This is a genomic window from Sphingobacterium sp. ML3W (assembly GCF_029542085.1).
In the GTDB taxonomy this organism is placed as follows: Bacteria; Bacteroidota; Bacteroidia; order Sphingobacteriales; family Sphingobacteriaceae; genus Sphingobacterium.
This window is the reverse complement of sequence record NZ_CP107036.1, coordinates 841,088-866,848: the sequence shown is the minus strand read 5'-3', so window position 1 is coordinate 866,848 and position 25,761 is coordinate 841,088. Positions and strand designations below refer to the sequence as shown.

At 34.0% G+C, this 25,761-nt stretch carries 19 protein-coding genes; 4 read left to right on the top strand and 15 right to left on the bottom strand.

Features of this window, described 5'->3' with window-relative positions:
• From OGI71_RS03645 to OGI71_RS03635, 3 genes are all read right to left on the bottom strand, one after another.
• Entirely contained in the window at positions 1-750 is a 750-nt protein-coding gene (locus tag OGI71_RS03645; RefSeq protein WP_282253937.1) for an SDR family oxidoreductase, read from the bottom strand.
• A gap of 66 nt (positions 751-816) precedes the next feature.
• Positions 817-1,263, bottom strand: coding sequence for a nuclear transport factor 2 family protein (locus OGI71_RS03640; protein WP_282253936.1), 447 nt, complete (start codon positions 1,261-1,263; stop codon positions 817-819).
• 17 nt (positions 1,264-1,280) lie between these two features.
• Positions 1,281-2,240, bottom strand: coding sequence for an NADP-dependent oxidoreductase (locus tag OGI71_RS03635; protein ID WP_282253935.1), 960 nt, complete (start codon positions 2,238-2,240; stop codon positions 1,281-1,283).
• 183 nt (positions 2,241-2,423) lie between these two features.
• Here OGI71_RS03635 and OGI71_RS03630 point away from each other — a divergent pair, with 183 nt between their 5' ends.
• Complete coding sequence (locus OGI71_RS03630; RefSeq protein ID WP_108633473.1) at positions 2,424-2,804, top strand: helix-turn-helix domain-containing protein; 381 nt, start codon at positions 2,424-2,426, stop codon at positions 2,802-2,804.
• A 159-nt stretch (positions 2,805-2,963) separates the two neighbouring features.
• Positions 2,964-3,371, top strand: coding sequence for an HIT family protein (locus tag OGI71_RS03625; RefSeq protein ID WP_282253934.1), 408 nt, complete (start codon positions 2,964-2,966; stop codon positions 3,369-3,371).
• A gap of 346 nt (positions 3,372-3,717) precedes the next feature.
• Here OGI71_RS03625 and OGI71_RS03620 read toward each other — a convergent pair whose 3' ends face one another.
• On the bottom strand, positions 3,718-4,203 hold the full coding sequence (locus OGI71_RS03620; protein ID WP_282253933.1) for a hypothetical protein: 486 nt from the start codon (positions 4,201-4,203) through the stop codon (positions 3,718-3,720).
• Between the two features lie 67 nt (positions 4,204-4,270).
• Positions 4,271-5,089 carry a hypothetical protein gene (locus OGI71_RS03615; RefSeq protein WP_282253932.1) on the bottom strand — a complete coding sequence of 273 codons (819 nt, stop codon included), beginning with the start codon at positions 5,087-5,089 and terminating at the stop codon, positions 4,271-4,273.
• 403 nt (positions 5,090-5,492) lie between these two features.
• Between OGI71_RS03615 and OGI71_RS03610 the strand changes: the two genes are divergently transcribed.
• Positions 5,493-6,314 carry a hypothetical protein gene (locus OGI71_RS03610; RefSeq protein ID WP_282253931.1) on the top strand — a complete coding sequence of 274 codons (822 nt, stop codon included), beginning with the start codon at positions 5,493-5,495 and terminating at the stop codon, positions 6,312-6,314.
• A gap of 38 nt (positions 6,315-6,352) precedes the next feature.
• Here the strand turns inward: OGI71_RS03610 and OGI71_RS03605 are convergent, their stop codons facing one another.
• The 7 genes from OGI71_RS03605 to OGI71_RS03575 form a co-directional block, all read right to left on the bottom strand.
• The gene (locus tag OGI71_RS03605; protein ID WP_282253930.1) at positions 6,353-7,609 is read right to left on the bottom strand and encodes a RelA/SpoT domain-containing protein; all 1,257 of its coding nucleotides are present in this window, start codon (positions 7,607-7,609) and stop codon (positions 6,353-6,355) included.
• A 161-nt stretch (positions 7,610-7,770) separates the two neighbouring features.
• Entirely contained in the window at positions 7,771-8,472 is a 702-nt protein-coding gene (locus OGI71_RS03600; RefSeq protein WP_282253929.1) for a GNAT family N-acetyltransferase, read from the bottom strand.
• Positions 8,441-9,649 (bottom strand): hypothetical protein, encoded by a 1,209-nt coding sequence (locus OGI71_RS03595; RefSeq protein ID WP_282253928.1) that lies wholly within the window; start codon positions 9,647-9,649, stop codon positions 8,441-8,443. The genes OGI71_RS03600 and OGI71_RS03595 overlap by 32 nt, the downstream gene beginning before the upstream one ends.
• Positions 9,650-9,769: 120 nt before the next feature.
• Positions 9,770-13,543 carry a hypothetical protein gene (locus tag OGI71_RS03590; RefSeq protein WP_282253927.1) on the bottom strand — a complete coding sequence of 1,258 codons (3,774 nt, stop codon included), beginning with the start codon at positions 13,541-13,543 and terminating at the stop codon, positions 9,770-9,772.
• Between the two features lie 100 nt (positions 13,544-13,643).
• Positions 13,644-17,417, bottom strand: a complete 3,774-nt coding sequence (locus OGI71_RS03585) for a hypothetical protein (protein WP_282253926.1) — start codon at positions 17,415-17,417, stop codon at positions 13,644-13,646.
• Between the two features lie 58 nt (positions 17,418-17,475).
• Positions 17,476-17,952: a HEPN family nuclease gene (locus OGI71_RS03580; RefSeq protein WP_282253925.1), complete on the bottom strand. Its 477-nt coding sequence runs from the start codon at positions 17,950-17,952 to the stop codon at positions 17,476-17,478.
• Positions 17,953-18,413: 461 nt separating this feature from the next.
• Complete coding sequence (locus OGI71_RS03575) at positions 18,414-18,620, bottom strand: hypothetical protein (RefSeq protein WP_282253924.1); 207 nt, start codon at positions 18,618-18,620, stop codon at positions 18,414-18,416.
• 225 nt (positions 18,621-18,845) lie between these two features.
• Between OGI71_RS03575 and OGI71_RS03570 the strand changes: the two genes are divergently transcribed.
• Positions 18,846-19,133, top strand: a complete 288-nt coding sequence (locus OGI71_RS03570; protein WP_282253923.1) for a (deoxy)nucleoside triphosphate pyrophosphohydrolase — start codon at positions 18,846-18,848, stop codon at positions 19,131-19,133.
• A gap of 346 nt (positions 19,134-19,479) precedes the next feature.
• Here OGI71_RS03570 and OGI71_RS03565 read toward each other — a convergent pair whose 3' ends face one another.
• The 3 genes from OGI71_RS03565 to OGI71_RS03555 all read right to left on the bottom strand — a co-directional run bounded on the left by OGI71_RS03565 (position 19,480) and on the right by OGI71_RS03555 (position 25,644).
• Entirely contained in the window at positions 19,480-21,342 is a 1,863-nt protein-coding gene (locus tag OGI71_RS03565; RefSeq protein ID WP_282253922.1) for a right-handed parallel beta-helix repeat-containing protein, read from the bottom strand.
• A 196-nt stretch (positions 21,343-21,538) separates the two neighbouring features.
• Positions 21,539-23,647, bottom strand: a complete 2,109-nt coding sequence (locus OGI71_RS03560) for a hypothetical protein (protein ID WP_282253921.1) — start codon at positions 23,645-23,647, stop codon at positions 21,539-21,541.
• Between the two features lie 197 nt (positions 23,648-23,844).
• Positions 23,845-25,644 (bottom strand): hypothetical protein, encoded by a 1,800-nt coding sequence (locus tag OGI71_RS03555; protein WP_282253920.1) that lies wholly within the window; start codon positions 25,642-25,644, stop codon positions 23,845-23,847.
• Positions 25,645-25,761: the final 117 nt, after the last annotated feature.

Below are 25,761 nucleotides of genomic sequence, written 5' to 3'. Positions count from 1 at the left end.
TTAAGCGGAGATACCACCATCGATGGTAAAACTGCTTCCAGTAATATATCCTGCTTCATCTCCCACCAAGAAATTAACTAGCGCTGCGATCTCCTCTGGCTGTGCAAAACGCTTTAAAGGTATCGCGTTCATATAATGTTGTCGGACAGCCTCGTCTGCTTTTTGTAGCATATCTGTATCTGTCGCTCCGGGCTCTACGCTATTGACCGTAATTTGTCGAGGTGCTAAGTCCCAAGCCAATCCTCTCGTATATGCAGAAATAGCAGCTTTGGTCGCAACATAATCTGATAAACCTGGCCCTCCGATCCGGATACCGCCAACGGAGGCTATATTTACAATACGCCCGCCATCTGGCATATACTTTTGCGCAGTACGCACGGCTTCGGTCACCGAACGGATATTTACATCGATTTGGCGATCGTATTCGTGCGATCTTTCGTCAGACGTTTCGATAGTACCTCCCACCGATAAAGCAGCATTGTTCACCAGTATATCTATCTTCTGAAATAGAATTACAGCATCTTCAATTGCTTTGCCAACTGCCCCCTTCCGTGAACCATCTGCTTTGATTGCGAATGCTTTGCCACCATTTTGATTTATCTCATCTACAATCTGCTGCGCTACCTGATCAGAATTTAGGTAGGTAAAAGCAACTGTAGCACCTTCTTTTGCTAGACGCTCCACGATGGCACGTCCCATACCACGTGTTCCACCGGTAACGAACGCTACTTTTTCATTTAATTTTGACATCTTATTTGAATTTAATTTTTTACTCCAATTTTATTAAACGGATATATCTGGGCAGTAAAATGGCCCTTAGGAAATGTCCAGCTTTAGCCTTTTTAATTTGACCTCACGAATTTTCCATTGCCCGTCAACGTATTCATAATGGTTGTAATAGAAGCCAAATCCGTGAAATTTCTTAAATGGACTTTCTTTGTCTGCATCAAAATAGATCCGATCTTCCATGGCCACTATAGCCTTAGCCTGTGTCTCTCCGATCAGCTGTATCTCCGCATGATGAATTTGATGAATGGAAACTGCTTCCTCAATTGTTTTACATGCTTCAATGAATTGATCACTGCTATGAAATTCATATAAGATAGATCCATCAACCGCATAAAAAGTTAATGTTGGCTGCTGTGAAAATAATCCCTTTAGCTGATCCCAATTTTTCTGGTCGACAAATCGGCAGTATTTGGCTTGTAAATCTTTAATTGCGTCTACAGCCAGTATATAGTTTATATTCGTTATATCTTTCATATCCGAAATTCCTGTGTTTAGAGAACCCTGATAATCACTTTTCCTGTGGTATGATTGCTTTCTATCGCCGAATGCGCCAATGGGATTTCATCGAGTCCAAATCGCTTGGATATGTGAGGCACTAATTTTTGTTCTTCCAACAATCGGGCAAGTGCTTTCATATCTTGTCCATTTGATACTACGTTATTGTAAAATGCATTAATATTGCGCTGAACAGCCAAATCTGCCCACTTACTGTCTACGATATGATCCCAGAGGCTAAGCAAGGTTGCACCATCCTTAAGCGCCTGCATAGATTTAGCAATATGCTCATCACGTAGTCCTTCGATGACATAATCAACCGGAGACAGGATGTCAAGAAAATTGGTAGTCTGATAATCTATAAACTCATCGGCTCCCAATCCCAAGACGAACTCTCTTTTAGCGCCTGATGCCAATGCGATAACATAAGCCCCAAAATATTTAGCGAGCTGAACTGCGAAATGGCCTACACCGCCGCCGGCTGCTGTTATAAATACCCGGTCACCAGGCTTGATCCTGAACTTATTCAACGGCTGCCACACCGTTAATGCAGCCATTGGTACTGCGGCGGCTTCTTCATAGCTGATATTCGCTGGCTTGAGCGCGATATCATTGATACTTGCCACCACGTACTCGGCGTAGCCTTTGGCATGTCCTGGTGTCGTATAGGTCGGAAAATTCAACAAACCAAATACCGCATCACCTACTTTGAAATGTGCTGTATCCGCTCCTATCTCCACGATCTCCCCAGAGATATCCCATCCAAGGATCTTCGGTGATTCTCCATTGAAAATATAATCCAATCGACTATCCCGCCTAGCATACACATCAGTCGGATTAATGCCGATGGCATGAACTTTTATAAGAACCTCTCCATTTCCGGGATGTGGTATAGGGAGATCTGCCATCATCAATTGCTCTGTGCCTCCCTGGGATTTTAAAATAACTGCTTTCATTGTGCAATCAAAATTTATTTATAGCACAAAGTTACTATGCTCATTACTGGAATATGGAGTTACTATCACCGATGATACCCACTGGCTACAAACCCACCTTAAACACTTTGATCAATAGGGGCACAAATTGCTTAAATGAACTAAAAAACTTAATTTAGTACAACAGATATTAGGTTACATATAATGGCTGAAAGTGCAAAAACTAAAATAGATAAAGATGATGTACAGGCGTTACAGGATACCATCTATGTGATTGGTGGTAAATGGAAGCTACCGATCATCTATTCAATTTGTTGTGGCAACAAGCGATTTACTGATATTGAGCGCAGTATTCCGGGTATCACAACAAGAATGCTTTCCCGAAATCTGAAAGAGCTCGAGGATAATATGCTGATTACCCGAAAAGTAGACCCTGACTTCACGACTATCATTGAATATGAGTTTACCGAACACGCCAAAGCCTATGGAAACTTGATATTGCAAATGATTGATTGGGGTAAACAACATAAACAACTCATCATTAAAGAGAACAGGTTGCAAAAACAAAAAACACCAATTTTCTAAATAAAAATCTGCAGATCCTATGCTTCCAAAGGAAGAAATTTATTCGAACATAGAATTGTTGATGAATATAATTGATGACGCATTGAAAAAAGCAAAATCACTTGTGGCAAAATAAAACTGGAGTTATAATAGATTAAGTACAAACTCCTTCCCTATTTCATGATGAAAAAAAAACGCTATAGAAATTTAGCCATGAGCAGTATAAAAAACTTTTTAGAACTACCAACCGACAGACAAATCGGAGAAACACAACATTTCTTCTTGATCCGAGATGGCTTTCCAGTTAGCCCTGGTCATACATTAATTATTAGCAAAGCGCTTCGTGAGGATTATTTCAAGCTCACTAATGATGAAAAAGCTGACTTAGATAATGCGATCGGCCTAGCCCGATCCTTGGTAGAATCTGAGTTCACCCCCGATGGCTACAACATCGGCATGAACTGCGGTGAATCTACCGGACAAACGGTGTTCCATTTTCATTGCCACTTGATTCCTCGTTATATTGGAGACATGGAAAATCCTAGAGGTGGTGTGCGGCATGTGATACCGAGTAAGGGTAGTTACTAGATGAGGTGGTCATATATATTTTTGCACTGGGGATGTACTATACTGCTAGCTGCATTCTTACTTCCGACATTTGGACTGTTTGACGACGATGTAATTTATAAAGACCTTTGGCTTTTTCCTTATATATTCATCGGTAGTACAATTCTTTCACTACCAACTTTACTCGCTTATATAGTAGTATTTTTTCTATTGGATCGTTACAAAGTCAATATAAAATGGGTAAAACCGATTTTGATTTCACTAACAGTAATTGGAATTTGCATAACATGCTTTCTGTTGTCGAATACTTGGAACCTAAGATTTGTGTTGATGTATTCCGCTATCGCAGTTGCCTGTGGACTGGTATTTAAGGTTGAAAAGAAATGATATGTTCTTCATCTGTTTGTGCAAGCAGGTTTACCATATCTATTCTGAATTTTTCTTTATCAAAGTCTTTTACCTTTCTGGGTAAACGATCCAAACTGGATAGAGATTCCAAAATTTTATCTTTAATGATTTCCAAACTATAAAGATCAGTCCCTGATACAAAATCTTCATACTCATCAGGCTCAATTACAATATTATCTATGAATAGTCTGTACATATGGTGTTGCTCGCCTATAAATCTATTCTTAGTTGTTCTATCAGAAACATATAACGGCTTCTTCTTCTCGAAGAAATGTCCAAATCCTTCTGGAGCCAATACGCTGGTAAAACCTAGCGTATAGTTTAGAAGATCAGCGCCATAATCCCTGTCTTTAAAAAATGCCTTCATATAAGTAGAAAGGTTCGTTAGGATATGGCTCTTACCTCCTGCCCTAGTGTCCATTGTTAAAGCGATACTAAAATTCATATTTGGTTTTGATTGACTTGTAATAAAATATTGCCACAATGACTAATGTTCGCTTACAACGAATGTCCTATTTCAGGAAGTTATAGACTAGTTTTTTTAACCAACCTTTTTTCGATAAGTTTTCATTTTCCATTTGTGTTAATAGCTCTTTGACTAATTTCTTTCTTTTAACATCTTCCTCTTTTTCATTTAAGTGATTTTTAAGTTCTTCTAAACTGTTATTAAATTGTTGATATTGATATATTGGCCCCAATCGTCCCCTTATGAATTGGTATTGAAGGCAGCTTACTCCTATCAAGAAAAGTAAAGATAGCCCCAAATACTTTATATTTTGTTCCATTGTTAGTCTGGGACAATCAACTTTACCTCCTAAATATTCTATAAGAAGCGGTCCCAAAAACACTCCTATAATTGCAGACAAAACAACAATAAATGACGACAAAACAATTATCGCAGTTTGTTTCCATAACTCTATTCGTTGATGACAATAAAAGATGAGCCGATCAATGATAAAAGTGTTTACTTCATCGTTGTTCTTCTTAAGATATTCTTCTAAAAGATTCGATAAATTTTTCGAATCGTCTGATAGAATTACTGCCGATGCATTTTTATTGAACTTCGATCGTACCCTAAAAGAGTGACATACGAACAGTATAATAGAAAGAACTACTCCCATTATAGAAAGTAAAGCTGAACAACATTGAGCAATGCCGAGTAGCCTTTCCCAGGGTACATAAACGGATAACATAAGACATATGGCCAATATAAAAACAATAGTGTTCATAGTCATTTGCCTCGTAAAATTTCCGTTTCCGGAGATTCCAACATAAGTGTAGTTGTTGAAATAGTAATTTTTAAATTGTTCGAATAAATTTTCGTAGCTCATTTTGTTAAAGTGTTCAGATTTTGTAGAGGTAATATTCCTACAGTTTACGAATTATTGTTTTATTCTAAAATCAGAAACATTTTTTATTTTTTCTAATAAAAATATCCACTTGGGGCATGATAGCCATCTAGAATAAATTTGCCATTGGCAATTCATTGTACTTCGCTAATAATGGCAGAATCATGGCAGCTATTTTGAAAATAGTCATAATCGAGCTTTTATACGGTTTTGAAAAGATAGTTCGAATATGTGTAGAGATCACCACCTAAGGACATTCCATTAATATGAGGCTTTCCAACAGCTACTGTAAAGGATGATTCGCAAATGAGGTATACTTACAAAAAATACATATATTCACTTCTTAATTAAGTTCAAACACATAAATAATTTAATCATTCTTTTTATGGATGAAAACGAAGAATATGATGAGCTAGATGCTTATATCGAAACCTTGGTTAATGAGGAATATAATAACCTAATAAATGGTGATATTGGATTGACCACATGTCAGCTTTTTAAACATGACTCAGCAAAAGGAGTTACTCCTTTTGCATCTGGAGTTTTCTATGAATTTGGAGGTGACTATTATTTATTAACGGCATCTCATGTTATTGAGGATTGGTCTGACACAAATAAATTGTTTGTGAAATACGGAGATAGCTATGTATCAATAGCAGGAAAAGCTTGCGGTACTGAAATGGATAAAGAGAACAAAATTGATAGTGCCTATATAAAACTAAAACCAGAGCTGGTTCCTCATCTATTGCAATATTACAGATTTTTGCCTCATGAAAGATGTCTATTTGATGCCAAGGAATTAGAAGAAGCAAATTACTGCGTTTTTGGTTATCCAACGATTAATAAAAGAAAGGAACCCGATGAAATTAAGACTTTTGGCTCCGCTTACTTCTTAAAACCTTCACAAGACAAAGTCTTCGATTACTATACATTCGATTTTTTAACCCACTATGTTCTTGAATTTATTGGAAAAGCTGTCAATATAAAAACTGGTCAACTTGAGAAAATTAAGACAGAACATTATGGGCTAAGTGGCTGTGGTTTATGGTATATTACCATTGAACTCGATGAAGAAAATGAAAAGCTTACTTCACACGCTTTCCTAATTGGCATAATGAGCGAATTCAGACGGGGAAAATACGACTGCCTTATAGCAAATAGAATCGAGCTGCTCTTAGCTATGATTGAAAAGAACGAAAACCCTTGATAGACTTACCTGTTTTGAAAATAAATAATTGATAAACATTAAATAGCCTTCAGTTCCTTTTCTAATCTATTCTTAACTTTACCATCATCTATTTTGCTTATTAAGCGAGAAGTTATATTTTTGATATTTTCAAAATCACTAATCATTAATGATGGAACTTGTGAGTTGTGAACCATTTCATTTCTCAATTTTCTAAAAGATATTATTTGTTGATAATCTTCCTCAGATATAATTTTATCGGCTAAAAGAATATCAAATTTACTTCCTAAAAACTTAAACCTTTTATTTTCACTCTTCTCTTCAGTGTCTGTTAAATAATTAGCACTTTCATCCAACAAAGCCCAACATTTTATAAACCTTTCAAAGATATTAGAGTTGGACTGGGATAGATTCAAATTTGAAATAAAATCCTTGAACTTCTTATTTCCTAGTAAGCTTTGATCATTTAATAAGATATCGAATAACTGATCAGAAATTGTTTCTTTATCTTCGAGATTTATTAGATTTAGATATTCATTTAAAATCTTTGTATCAATTTTTTCATGATTTTTTAGAAAATTATAGATAAATATTGGATTCCCGTATTTAACATTTTCATTGTTTTTAAACCTGTTTACAATGTAATTTGTTAGTTCATATTTATCATCTATTACAGATGTTTTCTCGGTTCTTAAAGCCATTGCTGATTGCAATCTTTCTAATGCTATTTCTCCTGCTAAAACCAAACCATTAATCTCATCCAATATTGCAAGTTCTTCTTTTGAAAGCTCACCTGAATAAGGCTTATAAACAAGATCATGTTCAACTTCTGACCATGCGTGCATCAATACGGATGCAACTTGTATTTCTGCTAAGGTATTTTGATATCTTTTGGTAAGTGAATGTTCTTTTAATTGAACACGATAATGTGTTGCCCAATATCCAGAAAATCGTTTTGTATATTTGGGGGTATAATTATTATCTGGAAAGTCCTTTTTTAGCTTTACATCAAATATCTCATTAATTATTTCATCCAAAAGTTCCCTCTCAGAAGGAAAATATAAGGAAACTCTAATTCCTGCAAGATCTACAATATCCTGATAAATTTCAGAGACGTTTTTATAATTTTTCTTCTCATTCCTTTTCATTAACTTATCATAAAGTCTCTCAGGTTTTTTAGCACGAAACGAGACAATAGCTTTAATACCTCTATTGAACAGTTGATCCTCAATCTTATTACATATGATTTGAGCTAACTTCTGATAATAGTCGTATTCTTTGTTGTATTGTTCTATAAACTCTTTTATTAATTTCATAAAATTAGGAAATAAGATTACCAAAAATCTTTACGTAAAATACTTATAGCCATATTATAAACAATATAAATTCCCAAGTAACAGTTAAATTTTTATAATTCACTAATATATTAAAAAAGCTATTAATATATATAGCTGATTTTAATATATTAATTAAAACTCTACTTCAATTTATCAATATAAAAACATTCATAAACATTACTTTTCCTATCATAATCTTTATATCTATAAAATTTGCTGGATCCGTCAACAGTGATTTTAATTTGCCATTTCTCATTACCAAAAAAGAAAAATGGCCTCACTAAATAGTTGCCAGAATCATGCTTTTCTATTTTCGATACCCATTTAGGTTTTTCATAGTCTTTTGGACACTCATTATCCCAGATTTCAATCTTGTTTTTAATTGATTCATTAGCTTCATTCCAGAACTCAACAGTAGATATTTCTCCAAATTCTAAAGACATATATACTTTATTATCTTCTTTAGCACCTGCTGGAAGATAGTTAAATCCTATTTTCTTCCATATGTATTTGGTTTCTTGTGGGGAACAATATAAATACAATGCTTTAAATTCTGAGTTTTTATGTTTTTTGACAAGTTTTTCTACTATAAATTTTGCAACCCCTTTTCTGAAGAATTTTGGATGAGTTTCCGCCATTGATATAAATATACTAACAGTATCATAGTTAAAAGCAATATAGCCAATGATTTCATTTTCATGATATGCGACAACTAGAGTATTATTCTTTAGGCAATTATTGATTACGCTATGAGTATGGGCTGGAAATTCCGTCCATGTGATGATCTCTTCATAATCACTCAAAGTAGCGTTAAAATTTATCTTCCACGGTGATATTTTCATAAAATTCAATTAGCTTCTTTACCAAAGTTTCATATACCTGAAGATCTGTTGCATCAATTTTCAAGTCCAGTCTTTTTTTACATGAATTATATCTATCTTCAAAGCTACTGCCACTAAGATGTCCATGTAATTGTCTAAGGTCATTTAGAACAAAAAGTGGAGAAATCATTTTATCTGCACCTTTTAATGAAAAAACTTTTTCTACAGTTATTTGAAGAAGTTTAAGACTACCGAACTTTCGACCATCTTTTTTTAGCTCATCCTCAGACATACCAGCCTTTATCAATAACTCCCTTAGAGATTGTTCTTGTAAATTTTCGACTAGATATTTATTAAGGCTAAGAAAAGCGCTAAATACCTGTTCGCGTTCCTCCATAATTGGAGGTTTATAATATTCAGCTAATTGATCAATATCAATCTTTGTTATCTCTGATCCGAATTTTTCAACTATCTGTTGATTAAATTTATTCTTTAAAGAGAACAATCTCATTTCGTTATCCGATGCTTGAAATGCATCGCTTGGTGAAAAAGGATTTTGGCTTAAATAGAATTTTGATAAGATCTCATGATCTGAAGGAATACTAGATGCCTGAAATCTTTTCAAATGGGGCTTCATACTTTCTTCAGAAAAGTCATCATCTAGATCTCCAAGCCACTTAAATAAATGCCCATTCCTATTGATTCCAAAGCCCCAACTGAACATAGGTTCTTCACCCTTATATATATTGCATGATGAAAATGAAGTGAATTTCACTGTATAATCTGGATGCCCATTATAATAAAGTAGTAAATCTTTATCAAAAAATACTGGTGTGAGGTATCCATCATCTTCTTCTCGGCTCAATCCTGGAATTATATAATAATCGACAGGATCATATTGAAAGTCTAAATGATCATATTCTTCGAACTTTGCATCAGAATCGAGCTTAGGTAGTACTGTTTTTAATGGAATATCATACTCTCCTTCTTCGATTTTTGAAAAATTATCATTACTAAATTTTTCAAAAATATCAATAGGTATTATACTTTGATTAGTTTCACATTCTTCACAAATAAAGAAAGGTATTTTAAACCAAAATTTTTTAGTCTGCTCAGCATTCTCGAAACTTGTCTCATCAAATTTAATAAAACGATAGTTATTACATTTAGGACATTTCAATGGATGTATCATTTTCATTTTAGGTATTAATTTGATAAAAGAGATAGGATTTGGCACTAAAAATTAATATATAAAAAAAGCATTTACAAAATTGCTAAACTTATAAACGATATTCTTACTTCGAAACAAAATAACAAATTAATTGAACTCATCCATAAAGTCCCTTCTTTGCTCATCCAAAATGTCCTGTTTCTTCCACTTTATTTTTTGCTCAAAGAAATCTATATGTTCAGAATAATCCAAAAGATTTGGTAGTGAATTTACCATTTTTAGGATATCCTGATAAAATTCAATTTTTTTCTGAATCATTGGAACTCGACTTCCCGAATAAAACTCGGTTCGCCCGAACATTACCTTATTTAGCACATTAATATCCTTATTTGTAAGAAGAAACTCTTTAAAAAAATCAATAAACCAAGTTCTAAAATTATTATAAACAATCTCGATAAGTATCAATACAAACCTTTCATTACCACTATGTTTATTTACTAAGGTCATAATCAATATTTTAGCTTTTTCTATCATTACCTCATCTGATTTTTTTCGACTAAACAAAGAAAGAATATCTTTCTCTACTATATAGTTGAATTTTTCCTTCTCTAAAGCTGTTAAAATTATATCTTCAATTAGTTTAGCATAATCATCACATTGCCATAGTACATAAGTATTAATTTTTTCAAGCCTTATTTTAGCAGAATGCCCTAATCCTATCCTTCCATTTTTTAAATTATCATTAATGAAATTTTTATCAATATCGAGTATCGCTTTTAATTCTATTCCGTTATAATCAAAATTTGGATATATTTCATACTGGGCCCAAAACGCCTCTTTAAAAATTTGCTGATTTCCAGTAAAATACAAAGAATAATCACTGCAAAAATTAATACCAAATGCGTGCCTTGTTTTCCGTTTTTTAATTAATATTAGACTTGTCAAAAAGGTTATAAAATTGTGGTTTTTTAATTCGGGAATGGTTGTTTTAAACTCTTCAAAAACAGCTTCATACTTCATATAATCTGACATTCTATGAATGTGAATATATTCTTTCGAGGATTGAAAGATCTCCAAAAGGCGTATAAAAAATATATTTCCAACCTGTTCTCTTGGTAATACCGTTAATACCTGAAATTCCCAATGAATCTTCTCGTGAAAATCATGTTCATTTAATACTTCCATAAACTCACGTCCTGTCATAACATCTTCTAGTAAAGCGACATTTATAATTGTTGTGCGTAACGGGAAAGCTGCTTTTCCACTAAAGAATAATCTCAAAGCACTCTTGAAGTCAGCTTTATTCTTCCTAGCTATTGAAGCATAAATATTAGTAACAGCAAATTCTACATGCCAAGTGTTTTCTTCTTTCTGTTGTCTGTAAAAAGAACTAATATTCAAAAGAAATTTTTCTAAAGCTGCCCAATCATTGGCTTTTACGAAATCATCAAACTCTTTTCTTTTTTCTTTTTCTGATTCCTCGATCGATTTATCTTCCCTATATTCCCAATCCGGTTTTAAAAATTTGGAAAGTTTTCTAATGTCCGATTCAATAAATTCATTCCAATCTTCAGGATAATCTATCCCTGTCTCAGTCACATGTTTAGCTAGAACACATACAAATTTGCAATGTGAATATTGGGTATTATCTAATTTATCAGAAATAAGCTTTCGATAAATTGGCAATTCTTCGGAAAAAATGCTTTTATCTATATCTCCTCCAGGATAAATGATTTTATTTAATACTTTCTCCACCTGCTCATTTTCCAAATCAAATAAATTATAAAATTGCTTGAGGATTCTTTCTCTTAGTCTCATCAATTCCTCTGACTTATAAAGATCAAAATTATAAATATTGAATCCACGACCTTTACCCGAACGAAACTCATCATAGTGCCATCCCAGTAAAACTTCTGATAATTTTAGAAATATCCCATTTGCAAATATATTTTCGATCTCAATCAGGTTTTCCTCTAACAAAATATCCAACAATATACTTTGTCTTAGATAACCATTTTCTAAATCTTCGATTTTATATTTAAAGCCTTCGTGAATGAATTTCAAAATTTCAGGTAACCGACTAGGTTCTTTGTTTAACAGAACTAATGTCAGTTCAAGGGAAGGCTTTAGTAATTCATTCGGATGATTCCAGAAGTCTTTTAATAAATCAAAATGCTTTGTAGCATAAGTATGATCATTATGGACAAAGTCAAAATTCAGCTTTTCTGGCTTTTGCTCATGGTTTAGATTTCCTATCCATTTTTTCAGATATAATAGACAATTTCTACCCTTGTAAAACCAAAACAGCTCATAGAAAGCATAAAATTGGTCATCAGATTCTAACGATTCCAATACCTCGTCTAAATGAGGAACTACTAGCTCTTTTATATGATAATAATCAAAAGTATTATTTACATCGATTAGTGTTGAACGAATTCTATTTGAGAACTTTTTTAGGAATGCTTCAATCCATTTTGCATAATTAATAAGCGCAGATTTATCATCAATAAAACATTTATAAAAAGAATAAGTCCCTAATACTTGATCTGAAACCTTGACAATTTCATTGGAGTAAACATCAAGAATCTCATTATTATGAAGTTCCATAATAGAGGTCCATAAGTCATTCCATTCAATATTGAAACATTTTAATACATTTTCTAATTCTTCGTTTTTTTTATCCAAAACACCAAAGAAAGAAACAATAGCCAACGATTGAAGTATTATTGGGCTTTTGAAAATAGCGATGTCATCTGAGATTTTTTTGAAATATTTTTCATAAAGTAGTACAGGACTATCTAAATAATTAGTTTCTGCATCAGGCGTTACAGAATATGTTGCCATTAAAGCTAGTCTAGCATTTCCTTTAGATAATTCTACTATCTTTCGTTTTATATCATTATTATATTTCAGATCTGGTAAAGCAGAAGTAATAATTTTCTCAATTTCTTCGTCTTTAAATTCTGGAATATTCAGTTCCTTATAAAAATGATTGTTTAGCAGGTGAACTACCTCTTTTTTTACATAATCCCTAGAAGTTATTATTACTTTAACTGTAAATGATTGTATCTCTGTAACTTTACTTAATAAATAATTGAGATTATTTATGGATTTATTTGCATCATCAAATAAAACAATATGATGTTTGTTTGGCAAGAAAAGATGTTGATAATCGTCCCATAAGGATACTCCGGAACTTTGGATAACAATCGGAACAAAATTTTCATTTGATAGTTCTTCTAAAATTTTAACAGCTAATTTGGATTTTCCAACACCTGCTCCTCCTGACAATAGTAGAATATCGAATTTTCTCAAAATTTCAATTCCACCCTCAAGCACATTTTCCCTACCTATAAACTCGTTTGTAAGAGATGGTTGTAATCCCTTTTCTGTTTTCAGAAGAAACTGTTCAAGTGTATAGATGTCCCCTTTAACAATATCAATATTAAGATACTCACTTGCAAGCTTTGGAACTTCAAATAAATCATAAGACAAACTCTGAATTGTAATCAGTTTAAATGTTGTATTGGAATTATATCCTTTTACTCTGGCATTTAACTTTTCGTATTCGTCCGACGAAACTTTTTCGTTACAGGCCAATACTACTTCTGCTATTTTTCCATTACTAATTTTTGTCTTCTCTTCTTGAAAACAATGGTCTATATCCTTTGAAAGTTTATCGAAAAATGATTTAGAATTCCCGACTCTTTCTTGAGTTGTACATTCTACAAAAATATACTTATCATCATTGACAAAATATGAATCTGGTGATCCCTTGCTTGTCTTCTCCTTTCCAACTGTGGCTCCAGGAGCACTGATAAAATTATAGCCTTGAAGGAATAAAAGATGATTTATTAATGTTTGGAAACTTGCTTGGTTTATTGTTCTTAATGCAATTTCTATTTGTGTTATTGTATTCATAAATCTATTAAAACAGAAGACAGTAAAGTTATTTATTCCAAAATTTTAATTCAATTAACATGAGAGCTAATAGAAACAGACTCATTGTTAAAGAAGGAAACTAATAGTATTCTTCCATAAAATCATTTCTTTGCTCCTCTTTAATTTCCTCTTTTTTATATTCTATAAGCTTTTCGAAATAAATTATGTGTTCTGCATAATTTAAAATATTTGGAAGTGATTTTATCATATCTAAAATTTCTTGAAAAAAATCTATTTTTTGTTGAATTAAAGGGACTTTACTACCTGACCAGCTCTCAGTTCTATCAAAATTAATGTCTTTTACAATTTTTATGTTTTTATTAATAGTAAGAAATTCTCGAAAAAATTCAGGAAACCAGTCTTCTTGAACATTATAAACAACTTCAATAAGCATCAAAACAAGCTCTTCATTATTTGCATGCTTTTCAACTAATTTTAAAACCAAAGACTTAACAATTTTCGTCCAGCCAAAATTTGTTTCATTGAATTTAAAGATTGAATGGACATCATCTTCAATAATAAATGTAAATTCACCTTTGTTTAATACAGTCAAAAACAAATCTTCAATTATATCTTCATACTCCTCATAGGTCCAAAGAATACTCATATTTATATCCTCCAATCTAATTTCAGCATTAAAGCCTACCCCTATTTTCCCATTTTTTATACAGTCATTTAAAAAATATTTATCATTATCTAAGATTGCTTTTAACTCTTTTCCTTCATAATCCAATCTAGGGTTTATTTTGGTGATCGTCAAATACGCTTCTTTTAATAAGTGTGGGAAGGACTTAAAATAAGGTGAACACTGTGAGCAAAAATCAAAACCAAAATCCATAATCGACTTTTGGTTTTTATGTAAAACAATACTTGTTAAAAAAGTAATAATATTATGCTTTTGTAAGTTAGGCTTACCTTGTTTATGCTTATCAAATGTGCGATCATACTTTAAATAATCGATCATTTCTTGCACATATGTTTGATCATCTATTTTTTCGAAATTCTTAATAAGTCGATTTAAGATTGATTTGTTTATTTGCCTTTCCGGCACCATTGAGAGTATTACCGATTCCCAATAATTTTTCCCTTTAAAATTATAATCGTCAATCAATTCTAAAAGTTCATCACAAGTCAAAATTTCATAGTTATACGCAGCAAAAATAACTCTAGTGTTGATGTTAAAGGAAACTCTACCACTGAAAAATAATCTTAAGGAATTTACAAATTGTAGTTTATCCTTTCTAGCAATGGATAAAAAAATATCTGAAACAGAAGATTCAATCTCCCATCTCAATCGAGCTTCTTGAATAAAAAAAGCGTCCACGTTTAAGAAAAAATCTTCAAGGGTTGTCCAATCTTTACTTTTGACAAACTCATCAAATTCCTTTTGTTTTACTATTTGAGCTTCCTTAAATGATTTTCCTTTTCTAAATTCTCTTTCAAAGTTTAACAACTTTGAAATTTTAATTACATCAGATTCTATAAAAAGGTTCCAATTGCCAGGCACAGCTACCCCTTTTTCAGATAATTTCTTAGCTAGTGCTATTACAAAATCACAATGCGTATATTTTTTGACATCTAATTTCTCCGAAATAATTTTTTGATAACTCGGTAGTTCTTCAACATAGGTTTCATTATCAATTATGGCACCAGGACGAATTATTTTATTTAATATTTTGTCAAAATGTTCGCTATTTGAGTCAAAAAGAATATAAAATCGATCAAATATTCTTTTTCTTAAGCTCATTAAGGCATCTGATTTATAAAGATCAAAATTAAGCATAGTGAAAGCTTTTCCTTTTGATGGTCCAAATTCAGTAAAATGCCAACCCAGTAAAATTTCAGTTATTTCTAAAAATATTGTGTTCAGATATTTCTTTATGAATTCTGTATGGTTTTCCTCAAATAATACATCGAATAGAATACTCTGACGGATGTATCCATTTTCAAGATCTTCATATTTATATTTAAATCCTTCAATCAAACATTTTGAAATTTCTTGATTTCTCTCAGGTTGCTTTTCCAATAATATAAATGTCAGTTCTAAAGCTGGTCTAAGCAACTCTGTCGGATGATACCAGAACTGTTTTAAGAGCTCGAAATACTGAGAAGAAGCTTGGTTTCCATTGAAAACCGGCTCATGGTTATCTAATTGAGCTTTCTCTTCTTGATTTAAGTTTTCGATACATCTTTTCAAATACATTAAACAGTCTAATCCCTTGTAAAACCAAAATAGTTTATAAAAAGTATAAAGATCTTCCTCCGATTCAGTTCTCTTTAAAACAGCATTTAAATGAGGCATTACTAAATCTCTAATATGACTGTAAGAAAATGTATTATTTACATCAATCAGTGAAATTCTTAACCTATGTGAATGCTTTTCAGTAAATGTATAAATCCAATCAGTATAGCTAATAATTGATGACTTCACGTCTAAAAAACATTTATAGAACACATATGTTGCTAATACTTGGTCCGAGACTTTTGCAACTTCATTGGAATATACATTTAAGATCTCATTTGCATGGAAATGCATTATGGCTGTCCATAGCTCATTCCAATCTATTTTGAAACTTGCTTCTAAAACTATTTTAAGTTCTTCATTTTTTCGATCAATAACACCAAAAAATGAAACGATTGCTATCGCTTTAAGACCTATTGGTTCATTGAAAATGCCTAATTCTTGAGAAATTTTTTTAAAATATTTCTCATATAATAGCACAGGATTATTCAGATAGTTTGTTTCTGAATTAGGTGTAATTGAATATGTTGCCATTAAAGCCAGCCTAGCATTCCCTTTTGACAAATCCACAATTTTTCGCTTTATTAGCCCACGATTCCTAAAGTTCCTTAGTTCTGGAAGAACTATTTTCCCTATAATATCATCTGACAATTCTGAGAGGTTTTGTTCTTCAAAAGCATAATTTTCTAAAGCATTTGATACTTCGTTTTTTACATAATCTCTAGAGGTAATAACTATTTTAACTTCATAAGATATTGTGTCATCTAATCTGCTAAGCAAATATTTCAAATTGTTAATTGATTTATTTGCATCATCAAATAGAATTATATATCTTTTATTTGGAAGAAACAGATGTTTATAATCATCCCACAAAGAGACACCAGAACTTTGTATAACTATTGGTTGGTAGCCATCTTGAGACATTTCTTGTAAAATTCTTACCGCTAATTTTGATTTTCCTACTCCTTGCCCCCCTGTTAGTAAAAGAATGTTAACCCGACCAAATGCATCCAGACATTTGTTTAACTCTTCTTCCCTCCCAATAAAATCATTTATAAGTGATGGTTGTATTCCCTTTGTAGTCTTGAGTAGAAAATCATCTAGCTTATAGATATCTCCTTTTACAATTTCAATATTTAAATATTCTGTAACTAACTTCGGAATCTCAAATAAATGAATAGGTAAATTTTGTATATTCAGTATTTCAAAATCAGTTTCAAAATTATAAGATTTGACCTTCTCACTTAAAATTCTGTGCTCGTCAACATCTATTTTTTCGTTACAGGCTAATACAACTTTTTGAATGTTTTCTTTTTTGATTGTAGTAATTGACTCGTTAAAACAATGTTCAACATCCTTGGACAGTTTTTCAAGGAATGATTTTGCTTTTCCAATTTTCTCTTTGGTTGTACATTCAACAAATAAATATTTTCCATTATTACAAAAAAATGAGTCTGGTGTCCCCTTACTTGTTTTTTCTTTACCAACCACAGCTCCAGGTGCGCTAATAAATTCATTACCTTGAAGGTATAACAAATGATTAATTAAACGCTGGAATGTCGCTTGATCAATAGATTTTAGAGCATTTTCAATTTGGGATATAGTATTCATAAAGATTTCTTAATTAAAGAAGAGCGAAATTATTATCAGTTGGAATAGTTGCTGAAAATTATTCTAACTGATTTTTTCTAATATTAGAAATAACCCAATTCCCATAATATCGAATAAAGTTCAAAAGCTCTTCAGGAATAAATGAGGCTATAACTATCTCAGTACGATTGTCATAATCTTTAAAATGAATTCTATTTATTAAAAAATCATCACCTTCAGATTCGAAGCTTAAACTGAAATGAGCTATGCAATGTCGTAGTTTTATAACAAGTGACCTAAGGTCTTGGTATTCATCATGAATTATAGATTCTTTAATACCCATATTTTCTAATAATTCCCTTGTAAGCCTGCTGTTTGGCAAGAATCCAATCGTTCGTTCTTTGGGTAAGACAATAACGCCTAAAAGACAATTTATTAGCAATGTGTGATTATACTGTTCTGCAAAAGAGTATTTATGCAATTGAGATTCATATTGCGAAATTAAATGCAAAGTCCTCTCAATAAATTCAGTTTCTAAGTTTTTATAATTTCCCATAAAAGTAATTGTCATGGCTAATGCATTCGAAATTACAAAAAGAAAAACAAATTTAATTGAGGTAATAACATTATTGAAAGCTTTCTTTTTCCTATATAAACAAAAATTAGAAATGGATTAACTAAGAAAATTAGTTATATTTGTTCTAATAAAAATGAATTAAGTTGCTCTTTGTCTTATTGTTAAAGGTTATAATATTTAGTTTTTTGAAGCTGTAAATAAAATGGAAATTCTATGGCAGAATCGTGGCAGCTATTCTAAAAAACACTTAAAATTAAGGTTTATAGTGAAGTGAGAGGGTTAGTTCGAATCCCTCCCTACTCAACGCTTAATGGACTTCGAAGCGATTGTTCAATACGATACCTTTGTCGATCAGTTCGACCAAAGTCAAAAGCAAGATAGGCTTATGCGGTGCCACTCCATATCTGATACCACCCCTTTTTAAATGGATAAAAGCGTGGTCAGGATCGGCAGAACCTTATTTCTAAAGCTGGATAACGGCGTTTCATATTTTGTACAGCCAAGTCTCTATCCCAAAACTTACCTTCATCCCATTTCCAATAAACGGGATACAGCTTTTCCTTGGGGTCGATGAGCACCCGCCAGGCTTCAAACCGTGTACCACTAGTTTCCCTAAATATTTCGATATGTTCTTTGAATTCAGCCATCACAATTTGGTCTATTCAAACTTACATAAAAACAGCTAATTATGTAGATGTAATTAATAATAGAAACGGGAAAATTCTTTCGATCAAGGATCTTGACTTGTATGATTCCGATAACTACATTCTGAAAATCTATAGTTAATTCAGCAGACCATATCCTACGGAAAACCTGCATTTAATCTATTATAAGCGATTCAATTGTGAGATAATCATTACCTTTAAATCACTATGCTGCAAGTAACCTGTGCGATAGAACACGCCAATAAAATACTGATCTGCCAACGATCAGCGTCGATGAAACTGCCATTGAAATGGGAATTCCCGGGAGGAAAGATCGAAACCGGAGAATCGAAAGGAGACTGCCTACTCAGAGAAATCAGAGAGGAGATCAATATTGATATCACCATACGCAAAGCGCTCACAATGGTCGAGCACTATGCTGACTTTTCGCTGCGGCTCTACCCTTTTGTATGCAGCCTACAATCTGGAGAAGTAAAAGCGCTGGAGCATGCCTAGACAATATGGGTAGCGATAGATCAACTGCTTGATTACGACTGGGCAGAAGCTGACCTGTCTATTGTAAACGAGTATATCGTTTACGCTACATCAATCAAATAATAGCAGCTATCTGAGTACATAGAAGCCCTAAAACAAAAAGAGCCTCCCTCCTAACCGGAAGAGGGAAGCAATTTGGCTAATCTGTTGGTCGAACTAACCGTAAACCGACGTGTGGTTCTTCAATACCTAAAGATAGGTATGTTACCTTAAATAACTATTGATCATTTCATAGAAAAAGTTGATCAAACCCTAACTATAAAAAAGATCTGTCCCTTACCTTACTATATTATTCATTTAATTTACCTTAAACACCTACATTGTTGAAGATTTTCATACGATCCTGTATTAAACCATTCTGTATGGTAATTTTATTGCCAACGGCATCCTCAAAATCATTATCCGCTATAATATACTTGGGATTTCGAGTGGGCAAGTTAGACTCAACGATTACTGAATTAGTCATTAGCTTAGGGCTCCTAATATCTCTAGTGGTACAGCCTATTATTTTAACCGCATCAGTAGCATTATTAAAATAGAAAGCCGACACACCCGGATTTGTAATCTTCAAACCATTAATAAGTACCTCTTTACAATCTGTAAAACCTGCTCCATAATTACCAATATTGGAGATATAACCTCCCTGTACATGAATGTCATTGCATAGCGTAAACTGCATTCCGCGAGAGGTATTGATCTTATCAATCTTTAAATTGTTGACTGTAATTCGATTGGAATAAGTCGCCAAAACTCCGGTACTCTGACTATTGCCAATATAAATATCGGATAAAGTGATACCATCGTGTGAACAGAAAGCTTCTCCCTGCACCCTTAATCCCTCACCATTGACAGCTGCCTGAATCTTATTGATGCTGATATTCCGCAACACTAAATTCCGGCATTTCAACAGCTCCTGAGACTGTCCCTGCCCCTCCGGTTGAAATTGGTTATCCAAATAAGTATATAATAGTCCTTCGGAAGATACTCTGTAAATATCACCTTTATTTAAACCTGTAAGTGAAGCCAAATCGACATAATTGTTTACAGTTCCCTTAAATCCGAACCAGTCGCCGCTGACACGGATGCCTACGCTATTGCATTCTTCGATCTTGACCGTGTCAATGGTACAGTTCTTTGTCCCTCTTACCCGAATTCCGCCAACATCGCTGTTAGTGAGCCCGCATTTATCTACATAAACATTCTGGACAGTAATTGACTCTACATCTCCTATTGAAGCTGAATTCCGGATCAATGAAATCACACTTCGGCCGACATTTGACGCATAGACTGTGTCGACTACTCCGTTTTTGACTCCCCGGGAGTTATTGGATGACTCCACATTGATCACCATATAGCCGCAATTCTTTGATTTGATATTCCTAACGGTCCAGTTTTCCATTTCAAATAATCCTAGATCGGACTGTCCAATGTTTTCAAATTCGATATCGTCGATCATCACATGATCACATCCGCCATGCCAGAAGGTGATACCGTAGCCTCCGCTAAAACTGGGTGATAAAGTTTTTGCATTTTTTATTCTCAACCTTTTGTATATGGCATTTGAAACAGCGTTTCTATTGTCAATACCACTGGATCGTTTGGCCGTTAAATTTGGAGCATTGGCGTCGAGTTCGACATCTGTGAGCTCAAAATTCCCGTTCAAATTAAGAAACATGTAATTTTCAAAGGCTCCGGAATCGGTCGCCGTGGATGGATTTAAAGTGATTTTAGTAGCATTTCGGCCCAGACCTTTAATCCGCGAGTTAGCAATTGGCGTGTAAGATCTATCAATTAAAAATGATCCTTTGGGAATAATTGTATAAGAGCCGGTATTGGCTGTAATTCGAAGTGCTTTTGTGAGATAGGAATTGATCACCTGCCCTTCCTGCAGGCCAAAATACAAAAGATTGATATCAGCTATATAGTTATGAAAAAGTTTGATCCCACCGACTGCAATTACGCTCCCATTATCTTCTGGTCCAGGATCAGGATCTTTAAGCGGATCAACGTAGTGATAAATAATCGGTGCTGGTGTATCCCCTTTTTTGTAATAGCCTAGTAGCTGTACGCCTGCATAGATTGGGTTGCTGCCTTGCAATCCAGCAATTTCACCTGGCAGTAGATTTTTCATATCCACCATCGTTTTTTTAATAAGAAATTGATTTGCCATATTTTTTTGATTTAAATGTTATAAGCAAATCTATCGCTCTTGAGGTGGCTATCTGAGGAAAACAAGCTGTATGTAAGCGGTATGTGGGAGATACCGAAAAGTCTATGAAACTATACATTTTATGCTGTGCCTTATTAACAGAAAAATGCGGTATCTTGTAGAATACCGCATTACATTTTATATGTTTGCGAACTTACTAGGTTGCCAAGACGCCCGCTGTACGCAGCTTCGACTTCAAATCTCTAAGTTCAGTTAGGATACTCTCTACTTCTGATTGTATATAGGTAGCACTTGGTAACGTAGCTGAATTTGCTGACGGGATTGCCTGTAACATCCCTATAATTCCAAAAGGAATCCAATTGCTACCAATATATTTCCAACCAAGGGGTTGGCCGATGGTGTTTGTGCTATTATAAACCTCATCTCCTTGTTCAGCACTGATACTCGGTATCGTAACAGAATACCGTATTAAATCCTTATTCTTAAACCCACTAACAAAGCCGTTGGTAGTTATCGTACCAAATTGTTCAACGATTTCCCATTTGTTTCTACCAACACTTCTAACCCTTATTCGGTCACTATTCGTTCTGAGCACCAAGGATGTTGCTGTATTATTTACATTGTTACCTAATCTATCACCTGCTTTTACACGTATTTGGGACACAACAGCATTGGGATTTTCAAACTCATATTCCAGACCTACACTATTATTTGCCAATGGTAGTGTAAACACGTTGTTAACATTCGATGATAAAACAATGCCGTTGAAGGATCCCGATATAATATCCAAGTCTGAGGAAAAACTTTTGTATTTCTTTACAGCATATTCATTCTTAAACCCATTGGTCTTACTTATTACGATCTCACCATTGCTAACGGATTTCTGCCCATAGGTATTTATATTTTTTATGTAGAAATTATCAATACTTTGAGTGGTACCACAATATAACCATATCGGTACGAGCATCCATTTGGTAGTCCTGTTATCAACAATGGTAATATTTTCGATGCTAACTTCCCCATGCCCCAATTGTAACGATTGAGCCGGGTCTATGTAGGCAACTACAGCACATTGGCTCTCATTCGTACTCACAATATGATCTTGATTACAATTCTCTATATAGATATCTCTTAAAGTAACTTTTGGAGATCCCTCAAACCAACGTGCAAAATCAATGGAACGTTCCTTTGAATTTAATATAGTTACACCTTGAATAAATATTGCGCCATAAATTTTTTCAGATGGTCGCATTCCCATTGTTGCCAACGGCGGGTTGGCAAAGCGGATCGCACCACTTGTACCATCATCTACTGAAGTATAATTTGTTACTTTAACATTATAAGATGGGTTTATGTATTTCACATCGGTAAAAAATCCGGGAACAAGCTGCAAACCCCCTTTTTCATTATTCTTAGTCGTTACATTTGCTAAAGTAACATTTATCTTATCAGTGCCTTTTGCATTTGGCTCAATATCGATACCATACCCCGGTGCTGTAAACGATGTTCTCCCTGTATTGACATATGCGCCACCATCAACCAACCCTTCCTCCCAACTCACGATACTCAACCCCTGCCGACGGTTATCATCTGCGATACAATTAAATAGTCCTCCTCCTTTTGTACCCTTACTATCGGAACCTATGTAGTAACCATCACCCCAACATTTAGAAACATAACCTTCATATACATTGATATTTTCAGAATCTACGATATAAATACCATATCCATCCTCCCCCTCAATATTAAGATGCTCTCCTACGTCACCTATTATTTTGGGAGCATAAATAGAAACGTTGGAGACATTCACACAGTTTATGAAAGTATAAGCAATTGCCGCTGTTGGTACCATTTTCAAAGTAGCTTGGTTAATAAATGTTAATGTACTGTTGGTACGCAATTTAATTCCACCATTGAATTTGGAAGTTGGATAATTAACATCTACTGGATTTATTAAACAATCTTTTGAAATAATTACTGATTTATATCTATCAACAACCTTTTGAATAATTTGGGTTACATCACCTGCTTTGTATGCGCCAAAATAACCTACATCTACTTTTTCCGGAAACTTGTGTATTAATTTTATTCCGCTTAAGGCAATGATGCTGCCTCCGTCATCGGGCCCGGGATCAGGAGTAAGTGGAGCTAGATAATAAATAATCGGGGCTGGGGTATCCCCCTTTTCGTAATAACCCAATAACTGTACTCCCTCATAAGTTCCGTCCTGTAATGCAGTAATTTCAGCAGCTGATAAGCCTTGCATAGCAGTCATTGTCTCTTTAATTAAAAATTGATTTGCCATATTTTTTTGTTTTTATGTGTACAGCAAAAGTATGGCTACTGCGATGGCGATCCGAGGAAAACAAGCTGTATGTAAGCGGTAGGTGGGAGATACCGAAAGTTATAAGATCTGCCCTTCTTTGCGAGGCTTTTTATGTAAAAAAAATGCGGCATAAAAAAATGCCGCATCACTTAACTTCTTTCGAAAATAACAGATCATTAACTTGCTAGCATTCCTGCTGTTCGCATTTTGTCTTTTAGATCTCGAAGTTCCGTCAGAATAGCTTGCATTTCGGCTTGTGAATATAGAGCAGATGGCTCTGTGGCTGTATTAGCAGAAGCAACGGCTTGGTTGATCAGCCCCTTAATTGTAGATGATGCATTGGGTACTGATGTCAAATACTGTTTCCACGCTCCACCTTGATTATATTCTATACCATTTGTGTCACTCATTCTAAAACTATATGCACTACCTACATTATTTGATATATAGACAGCATTTTCAGCCCCTAAAGTAGCTTGGCCAATAAATCTATTTGTCCCTAAAAAGTAAAAGCGATTTGCGTAAAAAGATCCTGCATTGCTAAATCCAAAGATCTTGGTTGAATTGTTATTTGCATAGACCTCTAATTCACCACTTGTCTTCAGTCTAAACAGCTTTCTTACATTCGCGCGTTCATTCTCCCAGCCAATAACGGCTTCCGTGCCAGTTGTACTATTGTTATCACTATCTGCTATAACCTTAAATGTGTCGGCTACTTCTAAGGTGTAATTTCGCGCAGCCCACATCCCCAAACCGATCCGTGGCCGTCCGGTACCACTCGACGTTATCGTCATCGCATTATACTGATTTAAATAAGAAGTTACATTAGCCGAAATATCCGCACCTGTATTATTAGATAAGATACTTATCGAGGTTGCAACATTTGCTCCTCCCAATTTATTATAGATCGCTACCTTCACTCCATACGCATATTTATAGTATTGACTATCTGGGATCAAGGGTGAAGCTGCTATTTTTCTTGCAACTTCAACCATAGAATCTGTCGTAAGGACGGGGATGTTATAGGTAACGCCTTCGATAACTACCGGGAATAGTGTCGATGTGGGGTTTGTGGAAACAATAATAGCAGTATGCTCCCTCGGAAATATTCTAACAGCTTGTCCAGAGATAACCTTATAATTAAAATAGGAATCATAAGGGGCAGCCAGTATTTTATTTCTAATAATTGCCTCTGTGTCCGTAGATTTAATATCTACTGTGTAATCCTTACCGTTCAACCTAAAGATCAAGGAACCATCACTTGTCGCCCCTGAAATAACTAATATATTAGCTATTCCCTTATAGTTTAAATCGTGAATCTGCTTACCAAAGATATTATGATGCTCTTGCCAAGTGGAGAATCCATTTTGACGAATTACAATAGAAGCATCCCGCTTTGTGCCAGACTCCGGAATTTCAGGGATAATATAGTCATGATTATCGAGTGTCAATCCAGTGTGGTAGCCGCTAGAAACCTCCAACTCATTGACGGGTGTACCATTAGCATGAATATTATTATAAAATAGTTTTTCTTCGTAGGAATTTCCGTAATGCCGGATTGAAATATTATGCGGGATGCTATACCGGGAATATTGAAATCTAAAATATTTAGGAAAATTAATCCTTTCAACATTAGCATCTATAGCATAGTTTATAATCTTTTGGGCTATAACGATGTTCGAAGATCCACCGGAGGGTTGCATTCCAAAATATTCTCCATTAACAACTCCTACAAATTTATGCAGTAATTTAATTCCACCTGTTTCAATGATACTTCCCCCATCTTCGGGTCCCGGATCTGGATCGGTTAATGGATTAACATAGGAATAAATAATCGGTGCTGGGGTATCCCCTTTTTCATAATAGCCTAATAGCTGAACTCCCTCATAAGTTCCGTTTTGTAAAGCTGTAATTTCAGCAGCAGATAAGCCTTGCATAGCTGCCATTGTTTCTTTAACTAAAAATTGATTTGCCATTTTCTTTTGTTTTTATGTGTATAGCAAAATTATGGTTGCTGGGGAGGCTATCGGAGGAAAAGAAGGGTTAAGTAAGCGGTATATGAGAGATACCGAAAAGTCTATTTCATTCTTTTA